At 41.5% G+C, this 13,066-nt stretch carries 7 protein-coding genes and 1 pseudogene; all 8 read left to right on the top strand.

Features of this window, described 5'->3' with window-relative positions; all coding sequences use genetic code 11:
• Window positions 1–197: 197 nt before the first annotated feature.
• Window positions 198–3,377: a carbamoyl-phosphate synthase large subunit gene (gene carB, locus ACVRYP_RS02120; RefSeq protein WP_447467120.1), complete on the top strand. Its 3,180-nt coding sequence runs from the start codon at window positions 198–200 to the stop codon at window positions 3,375–3,377.
• Window positions 3,378–3,981: 604 nt separating this feature from the next.
• A pseudogene (locus tag ACVRYP_RS02115) lies at window positions 3,982–4,323 on the top strand (CHAP domain-containing protein); the annotation flags it as partial.
• A gap of 254 nt (window positions 4,324–4,577) precedes the next feature.
• Window positions 4,578–5,792 (top strand): substrate-binding domain-containing protein, encoded by a 1,215-nt coding sequence (locus tag ACVRYP_RS02110; RefSeq protein WP_447467119.1) that lies wholly within the window; start codon window positions 4,578–4,580, stop codon window positions 5,790–5,792.
• 27 nt (window positions 5,793–5,819) lie between these two features.
• Window positions 5,820–7,367, top strand: a complete 1,548-nt coding sequence (locus ACVRYP_RS02105) for an ATP-binding cassette domain-containing protein (protein WP_447467118.1) — start codon at window positions 5,820–5,822, stop codon at window positions 7,365–7,367.
• A 14-nt stretch (window positions 7,368–7,381) separates the two neighbouring features.
• Window positions 7,382–8,590 (top strand): multiple monosaccharide ABC transporter permease, encoded by a 1,209-nt coding sequence (gene mmsB / locus ACVRYP_RS02100; protein ID WP_447467117.1) that lies wholly within the window; start codon window positions 7,382–7,384, stop codon window positions 8,588–8,590.
• 9 nt (window positions 8,591–8,599) lie between these two features.
• The gene (locus ACVRYP_RS02095) at window positions 8,600–8,824 is read left to right on the top strand and encodes a hypothetical protein (protein ID WP_447467116.1); all 225 of its coding nucleotides are present in this window, start codon (window positions 8,600–8,602) and stop codon (window positions 8,822–8,824) included.
• A 67-nt stretch (window positions 8,825–8,891) separates the two neighbouring features.
• Window positions 8,892–9,647 (top strand): class I SAM-dependent methyltransferase, encoded by a 756-nt coding sequence (locus ACVRYP_RS02090; RefSeq protein ID WP_447467115.1) that lies wholly within the window; start codon window positions 8,892–8,894, stop codon window positions 9,645–9,647.
• 253 nt (window positions 9,648–9,900) lie between these two features.
• The gene (locus ACVRYP_RS02085; protein ID WP_447467114.1) at window positions 9,901–12,651 is read left to right on the top strand and encodes a DUF8508 domain-containing protein; all 2,751 of its coding nucleotides are present in this window, start codon (window positions 9,901–9,903) and stop codon (window positions 12,649–12,651) included.
• Window positions 12,652–13,066 lie beyond the last annotated feature (415 nt).

The raw sequence follows: 13,066 nt of genomic DNA, 5'->3' as shown, positions 1-13,066 counted from the left end.
CTCACGTCGGAGTCACAGATTTAATGCCGTCCCGAGAGACGGCGAATAGAAAGGAGTAAGCAAAGGTCTCGTGTTTTTTTAGAAATGAACACGGGCTAAAATTCTATTGAAAAAGATAGTCTTTCCTTGTGTGCTAGCACACAGCGTCAGCCTCCTATTTTCATACGGATTTTTAGACGCCCTTTGTATCTTAAATTATGCCAAAACGTACGGATATTAATAAAATTATGGTGATTGGGTCTGGTCCAATCGTGATTGGTCAGGCGGCTGAGTTTGACTATGCTGGGACTCAGGCTTGTTTGGCCCTCAAAGAAGAAGGTTACCAGGTTGTTCTAGTCAATTCGAATCCGGCAACCATCATGACAGATAAAGAAATCGCCGATAAGGTCTATATTGAGCCAATCACTCTTGAATTTGTAACCCGCATCTTGCGCAAGGAACGCCCAGACGCTCTTCTACCAACACTCGGTGGTCAGACGGGGCTGAACATGGCGATGACCTTGTCAAAAGAAGGTATCTTGGATGAGTTAGGTGTGGAGCTTTTAGGAACTAAATTATCCGCTATTGACCGAGCAGAAGACCGAGACCTCTTTAAGCAATTGATGGAAGAACTCAATCAGCCAATTCCAGAGTCTGAGATTGTCAATACGGTAGAAGAAGCAGTTACTTTTGCTAATACGATCGGTTATCCTGTCATTGTACGTCCAGCCTTTACCCTTGGTGGTACTGGTGGCGGGATGTGTGCCAATGAAGAAGAACTGCGTGAAATCGCTGAAAATGGCTTGAAATTATCCCCAGTGACTCAATGTTTGATCGAGCGTTCTATTGCTGGTTTCAAGGAAATCGAGTATGAGGTGATGCGCGACTCAGCTGATAATGCCCTTGTGGTGTGTAACATGGAAAACTTTGACCCAGTTGGGATTCATACAGGGGATTCTATCGTATTTGCGCCAACGCAGACTCTCTCTGATATTGAGCATCAGATGCTGCGGGATGCCAGCCTCAAAATTATTCGCGCCCTTAAAATCGAAGGGGGCTGTAATGTTCAGCTAGCGTTGGATCCTCAAAGCTTTAAATATTATGTTATCGAAGTGAACCCGCGGGTATCGCGCTCGTCTGCCCTAGCCTCTAAAGCGACAGGGTATCCGATTGCCAAGCTCGCAGCTAAAATTGCAGTTGGTTTGACCTTAGACGAAATGGTTAACCCTGTCACAGGCTCGACCTATGCTATGTTTGAACCTGCCCTAGACTATGTGGTCGCTAAAATTCCACGTTTCCCATTTGACAAGTTTGAAAAAGGGGAGCGCCGTCTTGGCACGCAGATGAAGGCGACAGGTGAAGTCATGGCCATCGGCCGTAACATTGAAGAGAGCCTGCTTAAAGCTTGCCGTTCCCTTGAAGTTGGGGTCTATCATAACGAAATGCCTGAATTAGCAGATGTATCGGATGACCTTTTGGTTGAAAAAATGGTTAAGGCCCAAGATGATCGCCTCTTTTACCTTTCAGAAGCTATTCGCCGTGGTTACACGGTTTCAGAATTAGCAGAGCTGACAAAAATTGATACCTTCTTCTTGGACAAATTGCTCCGCATTCATGAGATCGAAAAAGGTCTCTCAGCAGCACCAGGTGACTTGGATATCCTAAAAACTGCCAAGCTCAATGGTTTTGCGGACCGTAAGATTGCTGACCTCTGGGGAACAACGGCAGGTGCTATTCGCCAGATGCGCCAAGAAAACCAAGTCTTGCCAGTCTATAAAATGGTGGATACCTGTGCTGCGGAATTTGAGTCTGAAACGCCTTATTTCTACTCAACCTATGCCTTTGAAAATGAATCAATCCGCTCTGGAAAACCATCGGTCCTTGTCTTAGGGTCAGGTCCTATCCGTATTGGACAAGGGGTTGAGTTTGACTATGCGACAGTTCACTCGGTGAAGGCTATTCAGGCTGCGGGCTATGAAGCTATCATCATGAACTCCAACCCTGAGACTGTATCAACAGATTTCTCCGTTTCAGACAAGCTCTACTTTGAGCCACTCACGTTTGAAGATGTCATGAACGTCATTGATCTGGAGCAACCTATCGGTGTGGTGGTGCAGTTTGGTGGCCAAACAGCCATCAACTTGGCAGAGCCACTGGCAGAAGCAGGAGTTAAGATCCTTGGGACTCAGGTAGCAGATCTTGACCGGGCAGAAGACCGTGACCTCTTTGAACAGGCGCTTAAGGCTCTTGACATCCCTCAGCCACCAGGGAAGACCGCTACAGATGAAGAAGGTGCCGTAGCTGCAGCTAAAGGTATCGGCTACCCAGTCTTAGTGCGTCCGTCTTATGTCCTCGGTGGACGTGCCATGGAAATCGTAGAAAATGAAGCAGACCTCAGAACCTACATGCGAACAGCTGTTAAGGCTAGCCCAGACCATCCGGTTCTTGTAGACTCCTATATTGTTGGCCAAGAGTGTGAAGTGGATGCGATTTCTGATGGCGAGCAGGTATTAATTCCTGGGATTATGGAGCACATTGAGCGAGCTGGTGTTCACTCAGGGGATTCCATGGCTGTCTATCCACCACAAACCTTATCTCAAACTGTCCAAGACACCATTGTGGACTACACGAAACGTTTAGCTATCGGTTTGAACTGTATCGGTATGATGAATATTCAGTTTGTTATCAAAGATGAACAGGTCTTTGTTATTGAGGTTAACCCGCGTGCTAGCCGTACAGTACCATTCTTGTCTAAGGTAACGGGTATCCCCATGGCTCAGGTTGCTACTCAGTTGATCCTTGGCAAATCCTTGGCTGAACTTGGTTATGCGGATGGCCTTTATCCAGAGAGCCAACAGGTTCATATCAAGGCACCAGTCTTCTCCTTTACCAAACTGGCTAAGGTTGATAGTTTGCTCGGCCCTGAAATGAAGTCAACTGGTGAGGTTATGGGTTCAGATACAACCCTTGAAAAAGCCCTTTATAAGGCCTTTGAAGCTAGCTACCTTCACCTGCCAACCTTTGGTAATGTTATCTTTACCATTTCAGATGATAGTAAAGAAGAGACGCTAGAGATGGCGCGTCGCTTCCAAAAAATTGGTTATGGCGTACTTGCGACAAATGGCACAGCCGCTTTCTTGAATAACAATGGCGTGACAGCGCAAAGCGTTGCTAAAATAGATGAAGATGAAGCTGGAGACATCCTCAGCCTTATTCGCCAAGGCAGAGTTCAAGCCATTATCAATACTGTTGGTACTAAGCGGACCGCTGGTGAGCATGGAGCGATGATTCGTCAAGCAGCTGTTGAAAACGGCGTACCGCTCTTCACCGCGCTTGATACAGCAAATGCCATGCTAAAGGTTCTGGAAAGCCGCAGCTTTATGACCCAGCCTATTTAAAAAGTTACGTGAAAAAACAGGAGAAATCCTGTTTTTTAATTCCATAACCTTCCACATAATTAGAATGTCCTAGCTGACTTTCAGCTTTCCTTAAGTTTTTTACAAGATTGCTTTAAGATTTTTCCAGTAGACTAGTGGCACCTCAAAAAGAGCCGAGTATGTTAAGCTTGGCTATGAGGAATCGAGCGGACAGCCGCTAAATCTAGTCTAGGAGGTCATTTAAATGACGATAGAAGAAGGTAAGTATCATTCTCGGAAAGCAAGAACTACGAGAACGAAAAGCAACTCAGGTGGAGACAATGGTTCCCCATTGACAATTCTTCATTCTGCAGCTTCACTAAAACTAGCTGTAGCAACGGGAATATTGGGTGTTGCGTTATGGAGTAATCAAGAGGCTTCTGCCCTTTCATTTGAAGAAGGCGCAGCTAACGAATCTTTTGCATATTACAATGAAGCTGTTTGGCAACCAGATTACGGATATCCTTCCTACAACTACTATACGTACGATACATCCACTTCAACCACTTATGACAGTTCTACTAACTATACGTCGTCTGTAGCTGTCAGCTATGATTCTACGTTTACTATTCCCACCTATACCAATTCAGAAACAAACACTTATCCGATGGGACAATGCACCTGGGGCGTTAAAGTGTTGGCTCCATGGGTAGGCGATTATTGGGGGAATGCGGCAGATTGGGTAGCAAGCGCTCAAGCGGCAGGATACCAAGTCGGAACCACGCCTCAAGAAGGAGCAGTAGCAGTTTGGTTTGATGGTGGTTATGGCCATGTTGCCTATGTCGTTGATGTCCAGTCCGATACAGCCATTCAAGTGTTAGAATCAAACTATAATGGTATTATGCAAATCGGTAATTACCGAGGAATCTTCGACCCAACAGATCCTGCCTATGGCTATAGCGTCATGTATATTTACCCAGCATCCTAAATCAAACAAGTCTCTCATAAATTGAGAGGCTTTTTTGTTTAAATGTATGGACAATTTGGTATGGTGTAATAAAAAAATCAAAAAATAATTGACATGTACGGACAGGAAGGTTATACTATTGGTGTAAGCGCTATCTAAAAAAGAGGAACTGAGTTGATCGTCTGCTTTCTCTTTTTATCGTCAAGCTTGAAATTCATTATGAGTCTCAAGTCGTTCACACATCTATATGTTTAAGTGAAGGGGGTAAATTTCAAATGAAATTGAAACAATGGTTTAAAATGGCAGGTTTACTGCTTGTCACACTGCTGTTCAGTATTGTTTTAACTGCCTGTGGCAGTGCCACACGTGGAGGTGTCTTTGCTGAAAATACACTTCAAAAAGGCGATTTAATTGGTATTTCTATGCCAACAAAAGCTGACCAAAGATGGAATATGGATGGTGGTAATCTTGTGAAGGCACTTGAAGCTCAAGGGTTTAAAACGAAGTTAGCATATGCTAATAATTCACCGTCACAGCAATCAACTGATATTAATAACTTGGTGGCAGCTGGAGCTAAAGCAATTGTAGTAGCTTCTGTCGATGGAACTGCTGTTGGTCCAGCGGTTAAACAAGCATCTGATAATGGAGCGATTGTTATTGCTTATGACCGTCTTATTATGAACACAGAGGCTGTTGATTACTATGTGACATTTGACCTTGAACGTACTGGTATCCTTGAAGCTCAAACCATTATTAATCGTTTAGGTTTAGAAAATGGTGGTGGTAAAGAGACACCATATAATATTGCCTTATTTGCAGGCTCTGATGATGATAATAATGCTCCGTATTTCTTCAAGGGAGCTTGGGATTTATTACAACCATACTTTGAATCAGGACAGTTAGTGGATCCTTCTGGAATTGTAACAAAAGATTTTACAGTCGAAGACTGGAAGAAAATTTCAGTTCATGCTTGGGATCAATCACAAGCTCAGAAGCAAATGGATGCATTTATGGTTAAACTTGGAAATCAGCCACTTGCTGCAGTCCTATCACCATATGATGCTATCTCATTGGGTGCAATGAAATCAATCAAAAATGCGCGTCCAGATATGAGTCCAAATAATCCTTTTGATGCTTCTAATCCATCAAATAAATCTGCTTGGCCTATTATTACAGGTCAAGATGGTATGGATATAGCGATTACTAATATTTATTATGGTGCTCAAGAGCAAACAGTTTTCAAAAATATCGCACTTCTTTCAGAGCAAACGACAGCTTTAATTGTTGATATTGCGGATGGAAAAACTCCTCAATCTGAAGAAACTCCCATGAATAATGGTAAAAAAGATGTACCGACATGGTTGATGCCATCGGATGAACTTGTTAAAAACCCAACCGGAGAACAAAAAGATTTGTATTACGTAGTTGAAACTGGGTTTATTTCTGAAGAACAGTACCAAAAGAATATCAAAGCACCAATCATTGACTAAGAACAGTTGTAAAGAAAGGAAAAATGTATGTCACAATCAGACTTGATTTTGCAGATGCAAGACATAACAAAGACTTTCGGTCCTGTAAAAGCTCTGACCAATGTTAATCTCAATATTAAACGTGGAGAGATTCACGGGATTTGTGGGGAAAATGGAGCTGGGAAGTCTACCCTCATGAATGTTTTATCAGGGGTTTATCCGCATGGGAGTTACTCTGGACAAATCTTATTTGATGGTAAGGAGTGTAAATTCAAAACAATTTCTGATTCAGAAGAGTTAGGTATTGTTGTCATCCAGCAAGAATTAGCTTTGAGTCCATTTTTATCGATTGCTGAGAATATTTTCTTAGGGAATGAAAAACAATCTAATGGTGTTATTGATTGGATGAGGACACGTTCAGATGCTATTAAAGTTATGGGAAAAGTTGGTCTCATGGATTCACCAGAAACCAAAATAATGGATATTGGTGTTGGGAAACAACAACTTGTTGAAATTGCCAAAGCTCTCTCTAAAAATGTAAAACTTCTTGTTTTAGACGAACCTACAGCAGCGCTTAATGATGAGGATTCCGCGCACCTTTTAGGAATCTTACGGGATTTAAGAGATAATCAAGGTGTGACTTCTGTTATTATCTCTCATAAACTTAATGAAATTCAAGATATCACAGATAATGTTACAATTATCCGTGATGGTTCTACTGTCGGTTCGATGCCTAATTCGACAGAAGAGCCGCTGAATCAAGATAAATTGATCGCTGCTATGGTTGGACGTCCTTTGACTAATCTTTATCCAAATCATGATGCAAAATTAGGTGAAGAGCTTTTTAGATTAGAAAATTGGACTGTACATCATCCACTTGATCATCAACGTGTTATTGTCGATAATGCTTCCATTACAGTCAGAGCAGGTGAAATTGTTGGAATTGCTGGATTGATGGGTGCAGGTCGTACTGAACTTGCAATGAGTGTCTTTGGGCATGCTTACGGGTCAAATATTTCCGGTAAAGTATTTATCAAAGGTCAGGAGACAGATACATCTACAGTAAAAAAGGCTATTCAAGCTGGTTTAGCTTATGCGACTGAAGATCGAAAAGGTTATGGACTAAACTTGTTACAAAGTATTCGAGAAAATGTATCGCTAGCAGCCCTTCATAAACACTCTAAAAAAGGTATCATGGATGATCATATTGAACGCATTGCATCTGAAAAATATAGGAAAGATTTCCATATTAAAACGTCTTCGATTGAAGAACGTGTGTCTAATCTTTCTGGAGGAAATCAGCAAAAAGTAGTTTTAGCGAAATGGGTGCTATCGGATCCAGATATTCTCATCCTAGATGAGCCAACTCGGGGTATTGACGTTGGTGCAAAGTATGAAATCTATGAAATTATTGATCAATTAGCAGATCAAGGAAAAGCAGTGATTGTTATTTCATCAGAACTTCCAGAATTGATAGGCATTTGTGATCGTATCTATACTGTCAGTCAAGGAGTTGTCACGGATGATGTTCCTAAAGAACTCTTTAGCCAGGAGTATTTGATGAAGGGAATGACGAAAGAAAGAAATGCAATATAGTGAGGTCAAAAAGCATGAATACACAAACAAACAAGGATGTTAAGCAAGCTAGCTTGTTCTCATCTATCTTATCGAATTCAAGACAATACGGTATCGTCGGTGCCTTGATTGTCATTGTTGCAGTTTTTCAAGTCTTAACAGGCGGCTTATTACTTCAACCAAACACAGTTGTTCAATTAATTCAACAAAATGCCTATGTTATCATTTTAGCAGTTGGTATGGTTATGGTCATTATCGCAACTCATATTGACTTATCAGTCGGTTCTCTTGTAGGTTTCATAGGCGGTTGTATTGCCTTATTGATGCAAGATATGCATATAAATTGGTTGTTAGCTATTTTAGTTGGTTTATTAATTGGTGTGATCATCGGTGTTTGGCAAGGTTTTTGGGTTGCCTATGTCGGTATTCCAGGTTTTATTACAACACTGGCAGGGATGTTGATTTTCCGTGGCCTTGCGACGACCATGATTAACTCATCTATTCCTGTGAACGATTCTTCCTTTAATGCGATTGCTGCCAGTTATTTGCCCAATATCCTAGGGTTCTGGGGACAGTTTGATGTCTTGACAATTTATGTAGGTCTTGCTTTAATCGCCCTTTTCGCCTACAGTCAATTCCGAAACCGTAAAAAAGCTTTTGAGGTGGGACTTGATGTAGAACCAATGTCCGCAACATATACAAAAATTGGTCTTGCTGCAATAGTGATTGGATTTATGACATACTTGATGGCATCTTCTGGTAATGCAACACAGGGTGGAATCCCAATCATGTTGGTTATTGTTGGTGTGTTAGTTGTCGTCTATAATTTTATCTTAACGAAAACAGTATTTGGGCGTCACGTGTATGCAGTAGGTGGAAATCGCCGGGCGGCCATGCTTTCAGGTATTAACACAAAACGCGTTGATTTCTTCTTGTATGTACATATGGGATTCTTATCAGCAATTGCTGCCATTGCCATGCTATCTCGCTTAAGTTCAGCTTCAGCGGCTACTGGTAACTCTTTTGAGATGGATGCTATTGCATCATGTTTCGTTGGTGGTACAGCAGTAACTGGTGGTGTTGGAACGATACCTGGTGTAGTCGTTGGTGCCATTGTTATTGGTGTTATCAACCAAGGTCTCTCTATTATGGGGGTTGACTCAGCATTGATTCAAACCATCAAAGGTTTAGTGTTATTACTTGCAGTAGCAGTTGACATTTATTCTAAGAAAGGCAAACGATAGGAGAAAAAGATGAACAAAGAAATGAGTGATCATGCCAAAGCGCGCTTATATGGCTTGACTGCCTTGGTTTGTAGTTTTTGGCTAGGACAATCGATTTATGACACAATTGTTGCAAACCAGAAATTAGTCACTGTTTTGAATATCATTTTTTATCTGTCAATGATCATTGTTATTGGATATACTGCATACTCTTCTTATGAATTGTTCAAAAAAATAAAAAAGAATAAAAAATAGGGTATTGATAAAATGTCTTCGTTCTAGTCATAGAGTGGAGACGTTTTAATTATGCTATAATAAAATAATGACAAATTTTGTAGTGACAACCAGTTTTAAGGTCGATTTGGATAAGATTAACGAAGCAAAGGCCCTGGCAAATCAATTTGATGTGCCTTATAGAAATAGAGGCAAGGCGAGCCTACAAACAATTATTGGAGAAACGGAGGGAGCTTTGGTCGTTTACAAGGATAGCTTGCGCTATACGACAAAAACAGGTGAGATCCTATCCTTTCATCCAGATACAGCCATGTTGCGGATTAAGGCCCCTAGAGATCCTCTTTTAGAACTATTGGGGCCAAGCCCGTGCCAGATTTTAGATACGACTATGGGCTTGGCTAGCGATAGTATTGTCATGGCTTATGCTGGCCATCAGGTGACAGCCTTAGAGAGTGATCCCCTGATTCACCTGATTGTTAGCCTTGGTCTAAAGCGCTTTGTGACGGGAAATGACCAGATAGATCACGCTATGCGTTGTATCAAGACCCAGTGTGTTGACAGTTTGGCCTTCTTAAAGGTTGCGCCAGATAAATCGGTTGATGTGATTTATTGTGATCCCATGTTTTCCGAAAATATCACAGAGTCTGAAAATTTATCAGGATTAGCATCTTTGGCTAATCCTGCAAGGATGACGTCAGAGTTTCTAGCAGAAGCCAAGCGCGTGGCCAGACAGAAAATCATCCTTAAAGCCCATTACAAAGATTCTGCCTTTGAAAAATTTGACTTTGAAAGACAAGATCGTCCCAATCAGAAATTCCATTACGGACTGATAGCGTTAGGATGAAACAAGAGATTTATCTATTAGAAAACTTTGTAGTAGCTGTCTCTTTCTTTTTTGATTTTGTGTTTAATCAACTAATCAAAAGAGTTTTCAAGAATGTTATAAACCACTATGTCATCTTTTTAGATATGAAGTTAACTTAAAAATTAAAAAGAATCCCAATAATTGTCGTTTTTTGAAAGCGGTTTATGGTAAAATAAGGATATCAGATCCATCAAAATCTTTTTGATTTATGCTTATGTAGAAAGGAAAAGAGATGAGAAAGAAAAAAGTCCTTCTTAGTACCTTACTTGTGGCAATGCTTTTGCCTGTCAGCCCTATAGTCGTTTCATATACTGGTGTCAGAGCTACAGAGATGACTCAGGCAGCACGGGTTGTCACGCCTTTATCTGAGATTAGAAACTCAGGTATCCAAGGGCAGACCTACACGGTTACCGGTCGCATAGTCAGTGCGGTTAATGGCTGGGGCGGCAATGGCTTTTATATCCAAGATGCTTCTGGATCGGGGCTATATATTTACCCCAGGGCATCTTTAGGCTATGCTAGTGGTGACGTCGTTGAGTTGACAGGAGTTTTAGGTGCTTATAATGGCGAAATTCAGTTGACCAATATCTCTGAGCATAAGTTGGCTACTGATCAACTTTTAGAGATAACTCCGACCATTACTGATATTGCTAGTTTACCGACTAACCAGCAATCAACCCTTATCTCCCTTAACGAAGCAACAGTTGGAGAAGTGACATCTGACCAATATCAAAACACACTGTTTTCTGTCACAGATAGTTCAGGAAATAGTGTTGCAGTGCGCTTTGATAGTCGAACAGGGTTTAGCTATTCGGATGTTTCAGCAAAGATTGGTCAGGGAGATATTATCAACCTGACAGCCATTCTTTCGACTTATCGAGATACAGTCCAACTCAAGCCTTTTAGTCTGGATCATCTTGAAGTTCTCGAAAAAGCTAGTCCTGATACTAATCCAACAACAGGCAAGGAAGCCTCTATTGGTCAGATTCAAGGAACTTCCCATGTTTCACCTTTAGTTGACCAAGCGGTTACGGTCAAAAACGTAGTGGTGACCTACGTTGACACTCGGAGCCGTTTCTTTATTCAAGATTTGGAACCAGATGATGATCCCGCAACTTCGGATGGTTTAAATGTCTATATGAACAACCACGGTGTTCAAGTTGGAGATTTTTTAACGTTGTATGGAACGGTTGAAGAATATCTTAGTAGTGGCTATGAGGAGAAGGCAACTACCGATTTAACAGTCACCCAGTTAAAAGCATCCTCTATTGAGAAAACAGGGACTGCTCCTTTACCTGCTCCAATTGTTTTAGGCCAAGATCGCATAGTGCCTCCAAATGTGATTGACAGCGATGGCATGTCAGTCTTTAATCCTGATCAAGATGCCCTTGATTTCTGGGAATCTTTGGAAGGCATGTTAGTCGCAGTTGACGATGCCAAGATTTTAGGACCTTCTAAATACAAAGAACTCTATGTTCTGCCTGGACAGTCAAGTGCTCCACTTAATAATGTCGGAGGTATTAATTTACGCCCAGATGGTCATAATACAGAGATTATTCCAATCTTATTGAAGAAGGATTTTGTTGCAAAAGCTGGCGATTCTTTCACAGGAAGAATCGCGGGACCTGTTTGGTATAGTTATACCAATTATAAGGTATTAGTGGATAATGATAGCCTGCCTACCTTTAACGATGGCGGATTGCTTCCTGAAAAAACTAGTATCATCAAAAATGACCAAAAACTTAGTATTGCCTCTTACAATATTGAAAATTTCTCTGCCAACAAAGAGTCAACATCTGACGAAAAGGTCACACGCATTGCCCAATCCTTTGTCAACGACCTGAATAGCCCTGATATCATCGGCTTGATTGAAGTGCAGGACAATAATGGTGCGATAGACGACGGCACGACAGATGCTAGTCTGAGTGCCCAGCGTCTGATTGATGCAATCACAAGCCTTGGTGGCCCACAATATACGTATCTGGATATCGCTCCTGAAAATAATGCCGATGGCGGTGCTCCAGGTGGTAATATTCGGGTGGGCTTCCTATACAATCCTAATCGTGTGCAGTTATCATCAAAACCAGTTGGTGGGCCAACTGAGGCGGTCTCCTGGTCCAAGGATGGTCTGAGCCATAGTGTTGGACGGATCGACCCTACAAATCCTGCTTGGAACAGCGTTCGCAAGTCTTTGGCAGCTGAATTCGTATTTGACGGTGAGAAAGTTGTTGTTGTCGCTAACCACCTCAACTCTAAACGAGGCGATTTTGGACTCTATGGCCGCGTGCAGCCGCCAACCTTAGGCTCCGAACCACAACGGCATGCTTTAGCCAGTCTTCTAAATCAGTTTGCCCAAGAAGGTCTTGCACAAAATGAAAAGACCAACCTTGTCATGCTGGGTGATTTTAACGATTTTGAGTTCACCCCAACGATTCAATTAATCGAAGGTAATTTGCTCTCTAACCTTGTGAGCCGCCATCCTGAAGGCGATCGGTTCTCCTATTTTTACCAAGGTAATAACCAATCTCTGGATAACATTTTAATCAGTAACCATTTGTTAGATACCGCTGAATTTGATATGATTCATGTGAATTCGCCGTTTATGGAAGAACATGGCAGGGCTTCTGACCACGACCCCCTCTTACTACAGCTGTCCCTCCCTCAATCGGATAAAACAAGTCAGAATGGGCAGACTTCTATCGATCAAACAGAAACTTCTCACGGAATAGGAACGGAGACACAAAGCTCTACTGGTGATCAAAAAGATAAGCTAGTTCCTTCGACTTCAGTGACTGAATCTGAAACTAGTTGGGATAAAAATCAGGTCCGCGAAAAAGAGGATGCGACCTACAAAACCGTTCAAAGTGGTCAAAGGCGTATTTTACCTCGTGCTGGTGAAGAACTAACATCGTGGTTTACTTATCTTGGGATTGCTATAGCAATAGCAGTTGGTTTAATCGTTTGGAAAAAAAGATATACCTGACTATCTATTGAGTAAATCATCCTTTGAGCGTTTGTAAAGAGCCTTTTCTACCTAAATAAAGTTTCTTCTGCTTTCTAATTTTTTGGAAAGAGGCCTCGATCCTTCTTTATAAGGACTGTTAGATACTGATCTTAAAAGTCTGTCTCGCTCTGCTCGCAAGTTTAGAGAGATCTTTTTAGATTGGAAATATCATCAGACACTTAAAAACACTCTTAAATTTTTGTTCGTTATGAAAAACGTGAACTAGACGTTTCATAGTGATCGTTTACTTACGCCATTGAGAATTGTTAAGGTAGAGAAAGAATTTGCAAAAAGAGTCTGCAATTTTCTAAGCCATTGTACCATAAATCCATAGGCGAAAACATCCTAAGGTTTTTAATGATAGCTATGTCAAATTTTTTAACCAATACGACTC

It is taken from the genome of Streptococcus rifensis, from assembly GCF_053203525.1.
This window is presented reverse-complemented; position numbering and strand designations above follow the sequence as displayed.

What these genes read in the sequence shown, in the direction of transcription:
- mmsB (WP_447467117.1), top strand. Translation starts at nt 7,382, where the DNA reads ATGAATACACAAACAAACAAGGATGTTAAGCAAGCTAGCTTGTTCTCA.
- ACVRYP_RS02090 (WP_447467115.1), top strand. Translation starts at nt 8,892, where the DNA reads ATGACAAATTTTGTAGTGACAACCAGTTTTAAGGTCGATTTGGATAAG.
- carB (WP_447467120.1), top strand. Translation starts at nt 198, where the DNA reads ATGCCAAAACGTACGGATATTAATAAAATTATGGTGATTGGGTCTGGT.
- ACVRYP_RS02105 (WP_447467118.1), top strand. Translation starts at nt 5,820, where the DNA reads ATGTCACAATCAGACTTGATTTTGCAGATGCAAGACATAACAAAGACT.
- ACVRYP_RS02095 (WP_447467116.1), top strand. Translation starts at nt 8,600, where the DNA reads ATGAACAAAGAAATGAGTGATCATGCCAAAGCGCGCTTATATGGCTTG.
- ACVRYP_RS02110 (WP_447467119.1), top strand. Translation starts at nt 4,578, where the DNA reads ATGAAATTGAAACAATGGTTTAAAATGGCAGGTTTACTGCTTGTCACA.
- ACVRYP_RS02085 (WP_447467114.1), top strand. Translation starts at nt 9,901, where the DNA reads ATGAGAAAGAAAAAAGTCCTTCTTAGTACCTTACTTGTGGCAATGCTT.